The 14,417-nt window shown below is 61.2% G+C and carries 15 protein-coding genes and 4 pseudogenes; 10 read left to right on the top strand and 9 right to left on the bottom strand.

Annotated elements, in window-relative coordinates:
- Positions 1-105 precede the first annotated feature (105 nt).
- Entirely contained in the window at positions 106-654 is a 549-nt protein-coding gene (locus tag ACFPTO_RS23510; protein ID WP_377715207.1) for a phasin family protein, read from the top strand.
- 170 nt (positions 655-824) lie between these two features.
- Here ACFPTO_RS23510 and ACFPTO_RS23505 read toward each other — a convergent pair whose 3' ends face one another.
- The 4 genes and pseudogenes from ACFPTO_RS23505 to ACFPTO_RS23490 all read right to left on the bottom strand — a co-directional run bounded on the left by ACFPTO_RS23505 (position 825) and on the right by ACFPTO_RS23490 (position 3,696).
- The gene (locus ACFPTO_RS23505; protein ID WP_296663550.1) at positions 825-1,514 is read right to left on the bottom strand and encodes a FadR/GntR family transcriptional regulator; all 690 of its coding nucleotides are present in this window, start codon (positions 1,512-1,514) and stop codon (positions 825-827) included.
- A 125-nt stretch (positions 1,515-1,639) separates the two neighbouring features.
- Positions 1,640-2,587 carry an aldose epimerase family protein gene (locus tag ACFPTO_RS23500; protein WP_465262963.1) on the bottom strand — a complete coding sequence of 316 codons (948 nt, stop codon included), beginning with the start codon at positions 2,585-2,587 and terminating at the stop codon, positions 1,640-1,642.
- Positions 2,561-2,816, bottom strand: a pseudogene (locus ACFPTO_RS25190) (hypothetical protein); the annotation flags it as partial. The gene ACFPTO_RS23500 and the pseudogene ACFPTO_RS25190, both read right to left, overlap by 27 nt.
- 145 nt (positions 2,817-2,961) lie before the next feature.
- Positions 2,962-3,696 (bottom strand): annotated as a pseudogene (locus ACFPTO_RS23490) (ribonuclease activity regulator RraA).
- On the opposite strand from ACFPTO_RS23490, the pseudogene ACFPTO_RS23485 reads away from it, so the two are divergent.
- The 3 genes and pseudogenes from ACFPTO_RS23485 to ACFPTO_RS23475 all read left to right on the top strand — a co-directional run.
- Positions 3,693-4,196 (top strand): annotated as a pseudogene (locus ACFPTO_RS23485) (Rossmann-fold NAD(P)-binding domain-containing protein); the annotation flags it as partial. The pseudogenes ACFPTO_RS23490 and ACFPTO_RS23485 overlap by 4 nt on opposite strands.
- A 278-nt stretch (positions 4,197-4,474) precedes the next feature.
- Entirely contained in the window at positions 4,475-4,744 is a 270-nt protein-coding gene (locus ACFPTO_RS23480; RefSeq protein ID WP_377715203.1) for a MoaD/ThiS family protein, read from the top strand.
- A 33-nt stretch (positions 4,745-4,777) separates the two neighbouring features.
- Positions 4,778-5,938 (top strand): WD40/YVTN/BNR-like repeat-containing protein, encoded by a 1,161-nt coding sequence (locus ACFPTO_RS23475; protein ID WP_377715201.1) that lies wholly within the window; start codon positions 4,778-4,780, stop codon positions 5,936-5,938.
- Positions 5,939-6,202: 264 nt separating this feature from the next.
- On the opposite strand, the gene ACFPTO_RS23470 is transcribed toward ACFPTO_RS23475, so the two are convergent.
- Positions 6,203-6,481, bottom strand: a complete 279-nt coding sequence (locus tag ACFPTO_RS23470; protein WP_377715350.1) for a dihydroxy-acid dehydratase domain-containing protein — start codon at positions 6,479-6,481, stop codon at positions 6,203-6,205.
- 109 nt (positions 6,482-6,590) lie between these two features.
- Positions 6,591-6,908: pseudogene (locus ACFPTO_RS23465) on the bottom strand (dihydrodipicolinate synthase family protein); the annotation flags it as partial.
- A gap of 180 nt (positions 6,909-7,088) precedes the next feature.
- On the opposite strand from ACFPTO_RS23465, the gene ACFPTO_RS23460 reads away from it, so the two are divergent.
- The 3 genes from ACFPTO_RS23460 (at position 7,089) to ACFPTO_RS23450 (ending at position 8,385) form a co-directional block, all read left to right on the top strand.
- Entirely contained in the window at positions 7,089-7,280 is a 192-nt protein-coding gene (locus ACFPTO_RS23460) for a hypothetical protein (protein WP_293041385.1), read from the top strand.
- A gap of 550 nt (positions 7,281-7,830) precedes the next feature.
- Positions 7,831-7,989, top strand: coding sequence for a hypothetical protein (locus ACFPTO_RS23455; RefSeq protein WP_377715199.1), 159 nt, complete (start codon positions 7,831-7,833; stop codon positions 7,987-7,989).
- Positions 7,990-8,043: 54 nt separating this feature from the next.
- Entirely contained in the window at positions 8,044-8,385 is a 342-nt protein-coding gene (locus ACFPTO_RS23450; RefSeq protein WP_377715197.1) for a DUF4148 domain-containing protein, read from the top strand.
- Between the two features lie 56 nt (positions 8,386-8,441).
- Here ACFPTO_RS23450 and ACFPTO_RS23445 read toward each other — a convergent pair whose 3' ends face one another.
- Both ACFPTO_RS23445 and ACFPTO_RS23440 read right to left on the bottom strand, forming a co-directional pair.
- Positions 8,442-8,582: a hypothetical protein gene (locus ACFPTO_RS23445; protein ID WP_377715195.1), complete on the bottom strand. Its 141-nt coding sequence runs from the start codon at positions 8,580-8,582 to the stop codon at positions 8,442-8,444.
- Positions 8,583-8,589: 7 nt separating this feature from the next.
- Entirely contained in the window at positions 8,590-8,724 is a 135-nt protein-coding gene (locus ACFPTO_RS23440; protein WP_377715193.1) for a hypothetical protein, read from the bottom strand.
- Positions 8,725-8,876: 152 nt separating this feature from the next.
- Between ACFPTO_RS23440 and ACFPTO_RS23435 the strand changes: the two genes are divergently transcribed.
- The 3 genes from ACFPTO_RS23435 (at position 8,877) to ACFPTO_RS23425 (ending at position 13,099) form a co-directional block, all read left to right on the top strand.
- Positions 8,877-11,267, top strand: a complete 2,391-nt coding sequence (locus ACFPTO_RS23435) for a DNA polymerase II (protein WP_377715191.1) — start codon at positions 8,877-8,879, stop codon at positions 11,265-11,267.
- Between the two features lie 255 nt (positions 11,268-11,522).
- Complete coding sequence (locus ACFPTO_RS23430; RefSeq protein WP_377715189.1) at positions 11,523-12,197, top strand: response regulator; 675 nt, start codon at positions 11,523-11,525, stop codon at positions 12,195-12,197.
- Positions 12,198-12,406: 209 nt separating this feature from the next.
- Complete coding sequence (locus ACFPTO_RS23425) at positions 12,407-13,099, top strand: response regulator (RefSeq protein WP_377715187.1); 693 nt, start codon at positions 12,407-12,409, stop codon at positions 13,097-13,099.
- 118 nt (positions 13,100-13,217) lie between these two features.
- On the opposite strand, the gene ACFPTO_RS23420 is transcribed toward ACFPTO_RS23425, so the two are convergent.
- Positions 13,218-14,408, bottom strand: coding sequence for a GGDEF domain-containing protein (locus tag ACFPTO_RS23420; protein WP_377715185.1), 1,191 nt, complete (start codon positions 14,406-14,408; stop codon positions 13,218-13,220).
- Positions 14,409-14,417 lie beyond the last annotated feature (9 nt).

Below are 14,417 nucleotides of genomic sequence, written 5' to 3'. Positions count from 1 at the left end.
TCAGATTGCTGCATCGCACAAACGCGCGAATCGGTGATCGATACAAAAGTTTTCTCACTTTCCAACCGGAACCGGCCGCACCGGCTCCTCCTCAGGAACGAAGACATGACTCTGCCGACACCCGAACAATTCGCCGCCACCCAGAAAGCCAACCTCGAGGTATTTTTCGGCCTCTCGAACAAGGCGTTTGAAGGCGCCGCGAAGCTCGCCGAACTGAATCTCCAGACCGCCCGCGCCGCCTTCGCACAAAGCCAGGAGCACGCTCACGCCGCCCTGTCCGCCAAGGATCCGCAAGGCTTCTTCGCACTGCAGGCCGGCTTCGCGCAGCCCGCAGTGGAAAAGGCGCTCGAATATGGCCGCGCGGTCTACGACATCGTGTCCGCCACGCAATCGGAAATCACGCGTGCCGCCGAAGCCCAGCTCGCGCAACAGCAACGCGCTGTGCAAGCGTTGGTTGAAGACGCCGCGAAGAATGCGCCGGCAGGTTCGGAAAGCGCCGTGGCCGCGATCAAGTCGGCATTCAATGCCGCCAGCACGGCCTATGAAACGGTGAACAAGGCGACGAAAGAAGCCGTGGAAATCGCCGAAAGCAACTTCCAGGCAGCCACCAAGGCCGTGTCGAAGGCCTCGCGCGCTGCAAAGCAAACCGTCTAAGGTTCAAGCATCAATGGGTTGAGTCAGAGTCGGGCGGGCGACGCGCAAGCGGAGCCCGCCCGTGACGGCCCCCTCACTCCCGCTCCCGCCTCTTTTCTTGCGCATCACGCTCAGTCATTGAGCGCCGCCGATCAGCAAGTCGGCCGTTGCATGCGCAACAATCCCGCTCGTCAGGATCCGAACATACGGTTGACCGCATGTTCCAGATGCACGCGCATCGCACGCGACGCGCGTTCGGGATCGCGTCCGCGCACCGCTTCGAGCACTTCGAGGTGCTCCTGCTGAACGATGCGCTGTCGCTCGATCGACTTTACGAGCGACAGATTGCGAGAGAGGTTCATGCTGAACACCATCTGCTCCTGGATCGACGAGAGCGCGGTGATAAAGAACTGGTTCTTCGACGCCCGTGTCACAGCGAGGTGAAACGCGAAGTCGTCTTTCGCGCCAATGCCCGAGGTCTCGATGATCGTCTGAAGGTTGTCCCACTCGTGCTGAATGGCCTCGACGTCGGCGTCGTCCGCCTTTTGCGCCGCCAGCGCGGCTGCGCCCGATTCCACCACGACGCGGTATTCGTAGCAACGACGAATGTCTGACAACGATTCGAGCGGTGCGAAACGGCGCACATCCGGATCGGGCCGCCGCATCACCGTCGTTCCCGAGCCGTGGCGCGTCGCGATAATGCCGTCCGCGCGCAGTTGCGCGAGTGCTTCGCGCACGGTCGGACGCGAGGTCGCAAAGCGCTCTGCGAGCATGTGCTCGGTTGGCAGGCGTTCCCCTTCCTTGTATTCCCCTTCGATGATGCGATTGAGAATATCGCTGTAAATCCGCGCCGGCATGTTCGGCGCTTTCTGCTCAGCCATGGTGAGACGTACGCTGTGAGTGTTCAGGGGTGTCGTTAATTGTATGTCATATGACGCATGCATTGGCTCACCTTTCCTGCGGCCACTGCGCACTTACGCCGTTTTTACGCGAGCCGCTCAACAGCTCAGGCGCTCAGACTGATGCGCAGTGCAGCGGTTTCTGTTTGCCCCGGCTCCAGCCAGCGCAGACCGAGGCCGTTGTGGATCGCATCGGGCAAACCAAGCCACGGTTCGACGCAATAAAAATCCGATTGCAGCGTCTCCGTCCAGGAAGTCACGGCGTACCACGGCGCGGATTCCGGGCGTTGCAAATCGATCTCGATGATGCGCCGCGAGGCCGGAATGTCGATTCGAACCGGCGCCTCGGGCGCGCCGTCGAGGCAATGAAAGCGGTCGAGAATCTGCGCATCGTCAAAGGTGTAGCGCCGCGCGCCTTCAACCGGATCCGTGATCGTGCCGTCCGGGCGCTGATGGCGTGCAACGGTGCGCAGCAGAGTGAGCGTCGAATCGCCGCGCCTCGCGTGCGGAAACGTGAAATAAAAGTGATGCCCCGCATAATAAGGCAGACGCGTCGCACCCGTGTTTCCGGTCGTCAACTCGACATCGAGCGTCGCTTCGTCCACGAGCCGGTAGGCGGCTTCGAAGCGAAAACCGAACGGGTAGACCGCGCGCGTCGCTTCCGTATCGGTGAGCGTCATGCACACGGCGTCACCCTGCGGCGAAACTTGCGCGGTGAACAGCAAATCACGCGCGAAGCCATGCAACGGCACGGCGCGCACGACGCCTTGGTCGTCCCGCCACCAGCCGATCTCGCCATTCACGCGATGCCGCCCGACGAACGGAAACAGCAGCGGATTGCCGCCGCGAACCGCGGCGGGATGATTCCAGTCGGCCGCATCGGGCCAGTGAATCACCGACGCCCCATCCAGCCGCCACGACAGCAGCCGGCCGCCCGCCTGTGGCGCAAACAGCAGGCGCGACGCGCCAGATTCGATCTCGACGACGTCCTGGTCCTGAAACGTCCCGGCCCAGAAACGTCCCAGGCGGTCGCAGCGGCCGTCGTTAAAGCACATGTTGCCGGTTGCGTGCGCAACGACTTCAAGCCGGTGCACGTCGATCGCGCCTTGACGTACGCTCGTTTCGCCCGGCGCCGGTTCGTCCAGCGTCAGTGCGAACAGGCCGGTTTCCAGCGCCGCCAGCACCTTTCCGTCACGCGCGAATGCGAACCAGCCGATACGCTCGGGCAAATGCGCACTCCGTGCGCCTCTGCGTGGCGAACTCGCAGCGCACGAGCATCTGCGCGGGAATGTCCCCCCAGTAGAGCGCATTCTCTTGCTCTCGCCAGACCGGACATTCGCCCACCGAAGAGCGCCGCGCATCGCGCGCTTCCAGCCGCCGCACCGATGTGTGCCCCGCTTCCATCGTCATCGCCTCGTCCTCACTACGCTCAACGCCGGGTTTTTTGCCACTCGGCGAAAGCCGCGAGCGTCGCCTCATTCGGCGGATCGGTGCCCGGCAGCGGCGCACCCGCTTCGATACGCGACGTAATGAAGCGTTCGAGTTCTTCCTGCTCCCACGCCGCCTGCGCAACTTGCTCGGCCAGATGACGCGGCACGACCACGACGCCGTCCGCATCGCCAACCACGATGTCGCCCGGATACACGGCGACGCCGCCACATCCGATCGGCACGTTCAGATCAACGGTGTGATGCTTCGACAGGTTGAGCGGCGCCGATGCGCCCGTACAAAAGATCGGCAGGCCGAGCGCGGCAATGGCCGCACTGTCGCGTACCGGGCCGTCCGAAACCATGCCCGCCACGCCGCGCACTTTCAGGCGCGTGGCGAGGATCGAACCGACCGACGCCGCCGCATGCTCGCCGCGGCAATCCTGCACCAGCACCGCACCAGCGGGTACGGTTTCGACGCCCCTACGCTACGGGTGCTCGGGATTCTGGAACGCGCTTAGCTGGTTGATATTTTCACGCGCCGGGATATTGCGCATCGTGAACGCCGGGCCGACCAGGTTCTGCGAACCCGATGCGGGCACAACCAACGGTTTCACGCCCTGAAGAAATACGTTGCGCAGACCGCACTTGAAAAGCTGCGTGGTGAGTGTCGCATTGGAAACATGCCGCAATTGTTCGAGCGCGGCGTCGCTGACGGGAATATCGGGTGAATTCATCGAATCACACGATCGGCATGTATCCGGTGGACGAGAAACTGACGCTCGACTGCGCGTTTCGCCCGGGCGGCTTCTACGGTCTCAGCAAGGCGTGGGGCGAATCGCTCGCGCGGCTCTACTGGGACAAGCACGGCATCGAGACGGTGTGCGTGCGCACCGGCAGCTGCGTTGCGCAGCCGATCGAGTTCCGCTATCTGAGCACGTGGCTCGGCCACGACGATCTGATGCAGCTCGTGGACCGCGTCGTCAACGTGCCGGAAATCGGCTTCGCCATGGTGTGGGGCGTATCGAACAATACGCGCAGTTTCTGTGTGCAAGAAGGCGCGAACAACGACGCCGAACGGCTCGGCTATCGCCCGCAGCAAAACGCCGAAGACTACGCCGAAGAAATTCTCAAGAAGGAAAATCCGCTCGATACCGTGGCGCAGTGCTACCAGGGCGGCGGATTCGCGAGTATCGATTTCACGCCGCCAGAAGCGCGCGGCAAACGCGGAGACTGATAGCACGCGAACCATGTGCGCCGCGCCACGAAGCCGATTTCTCCGGCACAGGTAAAAGGTGCCCATACTCGGGCGCTTTTCTTGCCTTCAGTTTCCGTTGCGCAATTTTCGCGCGCGGCGTTGCCTATCGGAATCCGGCGTCGTATCCCTTTTCTTTTCCGCACTGCCACCATAACGCGCAGCCTGTGCGCTTGTGCAGTGCAACGTCTCGAAGCAAACAGCAGATCGCCTAAACTACAGAACCATCGGACCCGGCTACGCCCGCGCGGCGACCCGCCATGGCGCATATCTTCTTCGCGGCATCGATTCAGCGGCATATCGCGACACCCGAGCGTGAGATCGACGCACGCACGCTCCACGATGCGCTCGAAGCCGTGTTTGCCGAGCAGCCCAGGCTGCGCGGCTACATCCTTGACGATCAGGGCTTACTGCGGCGGCATCTGGCCGTATTTATCGACGGACATCCGGTGCGCGACCGGCAACGTCTGTCCGATGTACTGGGCGAGGAAAGCAGGATTTACGTCGTGCAGGCGCTATCGGGCGGATAAGGGATTCCATCCGGAATCGAGGAGAGACTCGACATGAGCGATCGATTGCTTGTCGCTACCCGCAAGGGACTGTTCATTCTGGAAGCCGATGGCGCGAACGGCTGGAAGCTCGGTGAGCCGCACTTCATTGGCGAACCGGTGAGCATGGTGTTGTTCGATCCGCGCGACGGCTCGCTGTACGCCGCGCTCAACCTCGGGCATTTTGGTGTGAAGCTGCATCGCCGCCGCGCGGGCATGGCGCAATGGGAAGAATGCGCGGTCCCCGTCTACCCGCCTCAGCCCGCGGAGCCAACTAATGCCTGTAATGGCTCGAACGCAGGCAATCAGGGAAGCACGGACGATACGAGCGCGACCGCGCCAACTCCTCCCTCGCCTGCGTGGTCGCTTCAGCAGATCTGGTCGCTCGAGCCTGGCGGCCCGGACGAGCCCGGCGTTTTGTGGGCCGGCACGATTCCGGGCGGGCTCTTCCGTTCCGCCGATCGAGGCGATACATGGGAGCTGAACCGCGCGCTGTGGGACCAGCCCGAGCGTCGCGAATGGTTCGGCGGCGGTTATGACGCACCCGGCATTCATTCGGTGATGATCGATCCGCGCGACAGCGATCACGTGACGATTGGCGTCTCGTGCGGCGGCGTCTGGCAAAGTACGGACGGCGGCGCGACCTGGCGCGTGAGTGCCGAGGGAATGGAGGCCGACTATATGCCGCCCGAGCGGCGCGGCGATGCCAACGTGCAAGACCCGCACCGCGTCGTGCAATGCGCGGCCAATCCGGATGTGCTGTGGACGCAGCATCACTGCGCGATCTTCCGCTCGACCGATGGCGCGGCGCACTGGCAGCGCATCGAAGCGCAACCATCGAGCTTCGGCTTCGCGGTTGCCGTGCATCCGCACGAGCCGGACACGGCGTGGTTTGTGCCGGCTGTGAAAGATCAGTACCGGGTTCCGGTGGACGGGCGCTTCGTCGTTACGCGCACGCGCGACGGCGGCCGCACCTTCGAACAATTCTCGAACGGGTTGCCGGATGCACCGGCCTACGACCTCGTGTACCGGCACGGGCTCGCTGTCGACGAGTCAGGCAAGCGCCTCGCGATGGGATCGACCACGGGCGGGCTATGGACGTCCAACAATAGCGGCGAAAGCTGGCATCTGATTTCGGCGCATCTGCCGCCGGTTTATTGCGTGCGCTTTGGATGAGCGCGCGGCGCCACCGTGGCACCGCGCATTTACATCTAGTTGCGGCTAGAACACCGGATGTCCGCTGATCAGACTCGGCAGCCAGGTGGAAAACGCCGGGAAATACGTGACGATATTGATCGCGCGGAAGATCGCGAGATAGTAAGGCCATGCGATCCTGGTGGTCTCCCCGATCGATACGTCGCCGATGGCGCGTTAGAACGCTTCCAGCACGTAATCCGCGTGCGCTTCGACAGGCTGTACAACTGGATCAGGTTGAGCTGGCTATAGCTCGCCGCCGCGATCTTCGCGACCCCGCATGCCGAAGCACTCGCCACCCCAGATGCCGCGCTTGACCTCTTCCACGCGCTCCTTGAAGTGCGTATGGCACGGGTTGATTTCGCTCCACGTGTTGAGGATCGCGATGACCGGCTTGCCCGCGTACTCTTCGCGGTCGTAGCCCATCTGCGCGGTGTGCGAGCGGTGGCCAAACGAACGCAGATCGTTCACGCCATACCAGCGATGGCTGCGCAGTTCTTCGGGGGTCTTGCGTTTCTTGCTCAGCTTGCTTTGCTCCAGGTGTTCCAGGTGTTTCTGCCCGAGTATTTCTGATAAGGCCGCCGTTGCCGGTCAGCTCTGCTCTTTCACGCGCGACACGAGTTGTGTCGGGCTCACGAACTGCAGCGCGGGCACGAGGTTCGCGAGAATCACGCATCTTGCCGAAGTCCGGGCCGATCGCGGGAATCACGCGCGTATCGGGGCCGGTGAGCCCAGCGAGCATGTCAAGCAAGTCGCGGTATTCGCTAACGGCGACATGATAGGGATTGGCATTGCCGCCATTGAGCAGCATGCGGATACCACCCGCTTCCATGTGGCGGATCAGGCGGCGGTTTTCGTCGACGTCGAGCGAAAGATCGTGGCGGCATGCCAGCGGCGGCACAGCCATCACCGTCGAGGCAAATTCGCTCTCGACAATCGGGAACACGTTCATGAGGCCTCGTGCGGGGTAGAGGGTTGTCAATAGCGTGCACGGTGGCATCCACCTCTATTGTTGTAAAACAAGTTGGCTATTTGTTAGCGTTTGTCAGATACCGGACCGTAATGTTTAGACACACATCGTTGCGAATATGAATGCCGAGGGCGCAGACAATAGCGTCATGGGAGAAATGCAATGATCAAACGCCTTTGTGTAATCGCTAGCGTAGTCGCCGGAGTGCTGGCATTGACCACCGGACTTTCGGGATGCGTGGTCGCCCCGCCTTATGCTTACGCACCGGCATACGGGTATGCGCCCGGTTACTACGCTGCGCCGTCCGTCGATGTCGGCGTCGGATTCTACGGAGGACATGGCTGGCGCCGTTAAGCGCTCGTATTAAGCGCGTGCTCCACCGCCGCAAATCGCTTTCAATGTTTGCTTTCTGGTCAGCGGATAGCCCGAGTGACGAACGCGTTGCAGCCTATTCGTTCTGATAGCTGTGCACGGCGTGCGAGGTGGCTAGAGTCAAGCGTATGCAATATCGCCAGACTGATTGCCCAACTCATCACCCAACTTCAGCACTCGCAGCGCTGCACTGTCACCTGAGCGCGTGAGGTGCGTCGACATGTTTGGCGAAAGCGACACGTCGGCCCCTTTCTCTTCACCATGTCACCCGAGCATGGATCGGCCCGCAACCATGCGGGCCATTTTTTTGTGCGCATACAAATTCCCATCAGACCTTGCGGATAGCCTTCGGTTTTTTTACTTTCACCGCAGAACCGAATTGATCTGATATTCAAGTTCGGAACGAGCACGTAACGGCAGCGCAAAAAGCTGGAATAGATCGTCGGGGGCCGCTGTATACCCTGCTGAGACCAGTCGAAACAACGTACACCGTTCTCACCATCAGGTCCGTTCATCTTCGCAGGAGCACAACATGCCCGTCCGTCATGCAATGTTCTCCGCCTCGGTGCACGAACTGTCCCGCGCCGAGGAGCGCCAACCCACCATCGATGCCGAAGCCGATGGCAGCCGCTTCGTCGGCGAAGCGGTCTATCCCAGCGCCCGCCATTGCGCGGTCTACTTCGGCAGCTGAACACACACGATTCTTATCGTTTCAATCCGAATCGCTTACTAAGGAATGCATACCATGAACAGGATCATGAACTTCACGCTCGCGCTCGCCGTGGTCGCCAGCCCCGCACTGTCGTTTGCCCAGGAGAACACCGCGCCGGTCACACGTGCGCAGGTGCGTGCCGAACTGGTCGAACTCCAACAGGCCGGCTACAACATCTCCGCCGGAGAGGATGCGAGCTATCCTGCCGCTATCCAGGCAGCCGAAGCAAAAGTTGCTGCCCACTCCAGCGCGCAACAGGCCGCCAGCGGCGTTGGCGGCGTCGTGCCGGGTGGGTCGTCTGAATCGGGTTCGCCGATGCACGCGCCGGGCTGTGTCGGTCCGGCGAGCTTCTGCAATCTGTATTTCGGCAATTGAAGCGCCATGTCCGAGTGCGAGCGGCGCAGACTTGCGCCGCTCGCGCTTGAAACGGACTAGACGGGCGCCGCGTTCTGTTGCGTGGCTTTATCCATCTCACCGACGGCGCGATGGATCTGTTCGATATCGTTCTTCTGCGCATCCGACGCGTGCGCGATCTTGCTCATCAGGCCGTCCAGATCCTGTACGGATCGCACGAGCTTTTCAATCGTTGCCAGCGTCGGCGACGAGCTTCGAACCCGCCTCCACGTGACCCGTCGATTCGCCGATCAGCGTCCTCACCTCATTGATGAGTACTTTCAACGCCGCACCCTGCGCGTTTGCAAGCGCCCAGTTCATCGCTTCCTGCCAGGGAACTTGCGACAGCGGAAATCAATCTTCTTTCAGGTTTTCAGTCGTTTGATATCGGCAAGCGCGCCATCTCAACAGGCAAATCGATACACCACGGGCGTTAAAATCCCGGCAGACGTGCCGACATGCGAGGTTGTTTTTTGACTGGGTTTCGACAGGGCTTCATTCTCACGCGCCATTGGCGCGATACGCCCACTCATACCGAAGTGGAATTCTGGCTGGCGACCGATGACGGGCCGCGCCAGATTCGCTTGCGCCCGCAGGAATCGGTCTGTTTTATCCCAGCCGAACAACTGCCGCGCGCGCAAGCCGTGTTGAACAACGACCCGGCATTCAGATCGCGCACGCTTGAATTGACGGATTTTCAGCACAGGCCGGTACTTGGCATCTATTGCGCCCAATATCGGGCGTTGCTGGGTCTTCAGAAGCGTCTGCGCCAGGCCGGTATCGACGTCTACGAAGCAGACGTACTCCCGCCCGAGCGCTACATGATGGAGCGTTTCATCACCGCGCCGGTTTCGTTCCGAGGCGAGCCAGACCAAAACGGTGTGCTGCGCAACGGCGAAATGAAACCGGCGATGAGTTATCGCCCCGCGCTGCGTCTCGTCTCGCTCGACATCGAAACCAGCGCGAACGGCGAGCTGTACTCCATTGCACTCGAAGGCTGCGGCGAGCGGCAGGTCTATATGCTCGGCCCCGCAACTGCCGACAATCCGCAGATCGACTCGCAGATCGACCCGCAGACCGACTTTCAGCTCGAATACTGCGCGAGCCGCGCCGCCATGCTCGAAAGGCTGAACGCGTGGATGGCGCGGCACGATCCGGACGCCATCGTTGGCTGGAACCTGATTCAATTCGACCTGCACATTCTGCGCGCGCACGCCGAACAACTCGGCGTGCCGCTGCGCCTCGGCCGTGGCGGCAGCGAAATGGAATGGCGCGAGCATGGGCAAAAGCAAAACCACTTTTTTGCCTCCGTGCCGGGACGGCTCGTCATCGACGGCATCGAAGCGCTACGGTCCGCAACGTGGAGCTTTCCGTCCTTCAGCCTCGAATACGTCGCACGGGAATTGCTGGGCGAAGGTAAATCCATCGACAACCCGTATCAGCGCATGGACGAAATCCAGCGCCGCTTCGAGGAAGACAAACCCGCCCTCGCCCGCTACAACCTTAAAGACTGCGAACTCGTCACGCGTATCTTCGATAAAACCGAACTGCTGCCGTTCCTGCTCGAACGCGCCACGGTCACGGGCTTGCAGGCCGACCGCAGCGGCGGATCGGTCGCCGCCTTCACGCATCTGTACCTGCCGAAAATGCACCGGCTCGGCTACGTCGCGCCGAACCTCGGCGACGTCGTGGGCCAGCCGAGCCCGGGCGGATTCGTTATGGACTCACGTCCCGGCATCTACGATTCGGTGCTCGTGCTCGATTACAAGAGCCTCTATCCGTCGATCATTCGCACGTTCCTGATCGACCCGGCCGGGCTCATCGAGGGGCTGCGCACGCCGCACGACGACCAGTCGGTGCCCGGCTTTCTCGGCGCCAGGTTTTCACGCACGGCGCATTGCCTGCCGGACATCGTGCGCCAGGTTTCTGAAGAGCGCGACGGCGCGAAGCGCCACCACAACAAGCCGCTGTCGCAGGCGCTGAAGATCATCATGAATTCGTTCTACGGTGTGCTGGGCTCGAGCGGCTGCCGGTTCTTCGACCCGCGGCTCGCATCCTCGATCACGATGCGCGGCCACGAGATCATGCACCAGACACGCGCGCTCATCGAGGCTCAGGGTTACGACGTGATCTACGGCGATACCGATTCGACGTTCGTGTGGCTCAAGGGCGCACACGCCGAAGTCAACGCGCGGCAGAAAGGACATGCGCTCGTCGAGCACATCAACGCCTGGTGGAAGCAGCATTTGAAGCAGCTCTTCGGCCTCGATAGCGCACTGGAATTGCAGTACGAAAGGCACTATCGGCGCTTTCTCATGCCGACCGTGCGCGGCATGGAGGAAGGCAGCAAGAAGCGCTATGCGGGCCTCAGTCTCGCGGCCAATGGCCAGGAGGAACTCGTTTTCAAGGGCCTGGAAACCGTGCGCACCGACTGGACGCCGCTTGCGCAGACGTTCCAGCGGGAACTCTACGGCCGCGTGTTCCATCGCCAACCCTATGCCGATTACATTCGCGATTATGTGCAGCGCACGCTCGCGGGCGAATTCGACGACAAACTCGTCTACCGCAAGCGGCTGCGCCGGCCGTTGAGCGAATACCAGCGCAACGTTCCGCCGCACGTGCGCGCCGCGCGCATGGCCGACGCGTTCAATCGCGATCAAGGCCGCCCGCTTCAGTACCAGAACGGCGGGTGGATCAGCTACGTCATGACGTCCAGCGGGCCACAACCGCTGGAAACATTGAGCTCGCCCATCGACTACGGCTTCTATCTCGCCCGCCAGCTGCAGCCCGTGGCGGATGCCATCCTTGCGTTCCTCGACGACGACTTCGAAACCGTGACCTCGGGTCAGGGGAAGCTTTTCTAGATCCCGGCTCGCGCTGAATACCCAACTGCACGCGCCGCTGAATGCGCTTCCGTTGGCGTTCGGATCGCCCCACTTCCTGCTCGGCCGACTGACCCAGGGTGGATGGCGTACACGATCTCGGAATGAAAAAATTCAGACGAGTCCTACCAGACAGGCCGTCATCTTCGGACGCATCCTAACCAAACATCGCAGCAAGCCCCCTACAGTCGTTTTTTTCCGATAGCTCAGCGCCTGCTGACTGAACCAAGGGCCTGCATGGGGATCAACATCGCACTGGCCGACAGCCATCCGGCCGTCCTCGCTGGCGTCGAACTCGTGCTATCGAAGTTTGGCCATTTCAAAACCGTAGGAACCGCCCGCAATTCGACTGAGCTTGAGACAATTTTGGCCACCACTCACTGCGACATCCTCGTCGCAGACTATCTGATGGACGTCGGCGTACATCGCGACGGACTCGCGTTTCTCGCCGATATCCGCCACCGTTACCCCGCGCTCCAGATCGTGCTCTTTACGCTCGGCGATCACGTCAGTATTCGGCGCGCGGCGCTGAAAATCGGCGTCCACGCGATCGTCCGAAAATCCGAGGGATCTGAATTGCTCATCGAAGCGATACGCGCGACGTGCCATCGGATTCCGTCCGATGGGAGCGACACGGCCAATGCGCCTGACACCCGTGCTCCGGGTCCCCCGCTGCCGCTCGATTTCCTCACGAAACACGAGCTTGATGTGTTGCGTCTTTATGCATCCGGGCTCACCGTGACCCAGATCGCCACGCGGCTGAACCGCACACGTCAGACGGTCGCCGCGCAGAAACGCAGCGCAATGCACAAATGGGGCGTGGTGCGCGACGTCGATCTCTTGCGGCGCATCTACGAATGCCACCTGTTACCGGCAATCGAAACCGGATCGGAACAACCACCGTCTTCCTGAATACGTGTCAGTCATCCGGTTCCTTGTGCCTGCCCAGCAGATTTAATGCATCCGCACGAAAATTGCCGGATTATTTTTCAGAACGACCATTTTCCATCGTTAACTAACGCTGAATCGAAGCATTCAAAGTGATCACGGCGTGCGCAAACGCTATACTTGGCCCAATAGTCCCAAGAACTCTGTCCATAATTCCCATCGAGGGACTTGTCATGCAAATCCACGTCGTGCTTGCTGACGACCATCCTGCTCTCGTCGCCGGAGTCAAGTACGCGCTTGATTCGGTCAAAACCATCAAGGTCACCGGCACGGCGCAGAATTCGAGCGAGATCATCAAGTTGCTGGACACGGTCCCGTGCGACGTGCTCGTGGCGGATTACGCCATGCCGCACGGAGCCTATGGCGACGGAATGGCGCTGTTCTCCTATCTGCGTCGCCGCTATCCCGAGCTGAAAATCGTCGTGTTCACGACGGTCGACAATCCGGCCATCATGCGTGAAGTCGCGCGGCTCGGCGTCCATTCGTACATCAACAAGACCGATAACCTCGACCGGCTGATTTCCGCGATTCACGCCGTGTACGCACAGGCCGTCTATTTTCCGAGCGAAGGCCTGCGCCAGGACCTGGCGGCAAAGCCCACCGGCAACCCCGCGGGCGAGCGCACAGAATTGTCGAAGCGCGAAGTGGAAGTGATCAGGCTCTACGTTTCGGGTATGTCGATCGGCGAGATTGCGAAAAAGCTCAATCGCAGCAAGCAGACCATCAGCTCGCAGAAAGTCACCGCCATGCGCAAGCTCGGCATCGCCCGCGACGCCGAACTGTTTCGATATGCATGGGAAACGGGACTCGGCGGCACGGGAGCCGCCCCGCTTCCCGACGATCCCGCAGGCAGCGGTGCGCATTGACACGCATTGGCGCGCGTTGACATATAAACCACCGCGTCGCACAGTCAACCGCCGACACGAACAACTAAAACACGCACGGCTACAACACGCGGCTAACAGCCCCGGCAAGCCGCACGGCTCACAAGCTTGTCTCTGTCTGCGCCAATGGCACGGGCGAGAGCTTCTGCTTCGTTGCAACCTCTTCGTCCCGGCTGCAGACTTGATCGCGGCCGTTTTGCTTCGCGCGATACATGCGCCGATCTGCGATTTCGAGCAGCGACTTCCAGTCGCTCGCATGATCCGCCACCAGCTCCGCGACGCCAATGCTCGCCGTTACCGGCGTATCGCCTGGCGTGACGCCGAAACCGTTTTTGCGCAAGCGCGCCAGTGCCGCTTCCGCGTGCGCGAGGCCGGTATCGGGCATGACCAGCAAGAATTCCTCGCCGCCCCAACGGATGAGCATGTCGCCGCGCCGCAGATTGCGGAAAACAATTTCGGCCATGTTGAACAACACGGTGTCGCCCGCTTCGTGCCCGAACTGATCGTTGATATTCTTGAAGTGATCCAGATCGACAAAAGCAACGGACAGTTTTACGCCGCTGCGAGAAGCGATGCTGCATTGCAGTTCCAGCACTTCTTCGCCGCCGCTGCGCGAGAGCGCGCCGGTTAGTGCATCGCGGACTGCCTGCCGGACCAGCCCGATCATGAAGCCCAACTGGCTCATGCCCGCCAATGTCGAAACACCGGAGATCAGAACGAGCAACCAGAATTCACCGGCAAACGACGGCCAGTCCATACCGGCCCAACGCATGAGACCCGCGATCATCTGGGCGAACAGGATCGGTGCCGCGAAAAACAGGGTTTCAAGCATCGTCAGCGGAAAAATCGACAATCCCGCAAGCAGCACAAAAGGCAAAAACGCGTAACCGACGCTGATAGCCGCCGACAACCCCGTGAGCCTGTGATGGCCGAGCAGCGTGTACGAAGCCACGAAAAAAACCGTTGGGATTGCGAATAACAGCGCCATCGCACGGTAAGCATCGAGCAGATTGCCATTGGGGCGATAGAGCAACAGGCCGGCGAACGCGGTGCAGGCGACCAGACGAATCAGCGCCAGGTTGAACCACAGATCGAACGGAAACACGATCAGGTCGACGCAGCTCCACGCCGCCGTTAAAACGGCAAACAGGAACGCGAGCAGACGAACGCGATTGACGATCGTATTGGCGCGTCGCCGCGTCAACAGACCCAGATGCGGACGCGGCGATACCAACCACTTGTATTCCGAATTTTCCAGCTCCCCCGGAATGAGGTCAGTCAGGTATAACATAAGTCCTTT

The sequence above is a fragment of the Paraburkholderia denitrificans genome (assembly GCF_042655705.1).
Classification (GTDB): domain Bacteria; phylum Pseudomonadota; class Gammaproteobacteria; order Burkholderiales; family Burkholderiaceae; genus Paraburkholderia; species Paraburkholderia denitrificans.
Note: the sequence above shows the minus strand (reverse complement) of the source record. Positions and strands in the feature narration are given on the sequence as shown.

Excerpts from the sequence above, each read along its gene's own strand:
- ACFPTO_RS23510 (WP_377715207.1), top strand. The coding sequence starts at position 106 with ATGACTCTGCCGACACCCGAACAATTCGCCGCCACCCAGAAAGCCAAC.
- ACFPTO_RS23505 (WP_296663550.1), bottom strand. The coding sequence starts at position 1,514 with ATGGCTGAGCAGAAAGCGCCGAACATGCCGGCGCGGATTTACAGCGAT.
- ACFPTO_RS23500 (WP_465262963.1), bottom strand. The coding sequence starts at position 2,587 with ATGTGCTTTAACGACGGCCGCTGCGACCGCCTGGGACGTTTCTGGGCC.
- ACFPTO_RS23480 (WP_377715203.1), top strand. The coding sequence starts at position 4,475 with ATGGCGCATATCTTCTTCGCGGCATCGATTCAGCGGCATATCGCGACA.
- ACFPTO_RS23475 (WP_377715201.1), top strand. The coding sequence starts at position 4,778 with ATGAGCGATCGATTGCTTGTCGCTACCCGCAAGGGACTGTTCATTCTG.
- ACFPTO_RS23460 (WP_293041385.1), top strand. The coding sequence starts at position 7,089 with ATGATCAAACGCCTTTGTGTAATCGCTAGCGTAGTCGCCGGAGTGCTG.
- ACFPTO_RS23455 (WP_377715199.1), top strand. The coding sequence starts at position 7,831 with ATGCCCGTCCGTCATGCAATGTTCTCCGCCTCGGTGCACGAACTGTCC.
- ACFPTO_RS23450 (WP_377715197.1), top strand. The coding sequence starts at position 8,044 with ATGAACAGGATCATGAACTTCACGCTCGCGCTCGCCGTGGTCGCCAGC.
- ACFPTO_RS23440 (WP_377715193.1), bottom strand. The coding sequence starts at position 8,724 with ATGAACTGGGCGCTTGCAAACGCGCAGGGTGCGGCGTTGAAAGTACTC.
- ACFPTO_RS23430 (WP_377715189.1), top strand. The coding sequence starts at position 11,523 with ATGGGGATCAACATCGCACTGGCCGACAGCCATCCGGCCGTCCTCGCT.
- ACFPTO_RS23425 (WP_377715187.1), top strand. The coding sequence starts at position 12,407 with ATGCAAATCCACGTCGTGCTTGCTGACGACCATCCTGCTCTCGTCGCC.
- ACFPTO_RS23420 (WP_377715185.1), bottom strand. The coding sequence starts at position 14,408 with ATGTTATACCTGACTGACCTCATTCCGGGGGAGCTGGAAAATTCGGAA.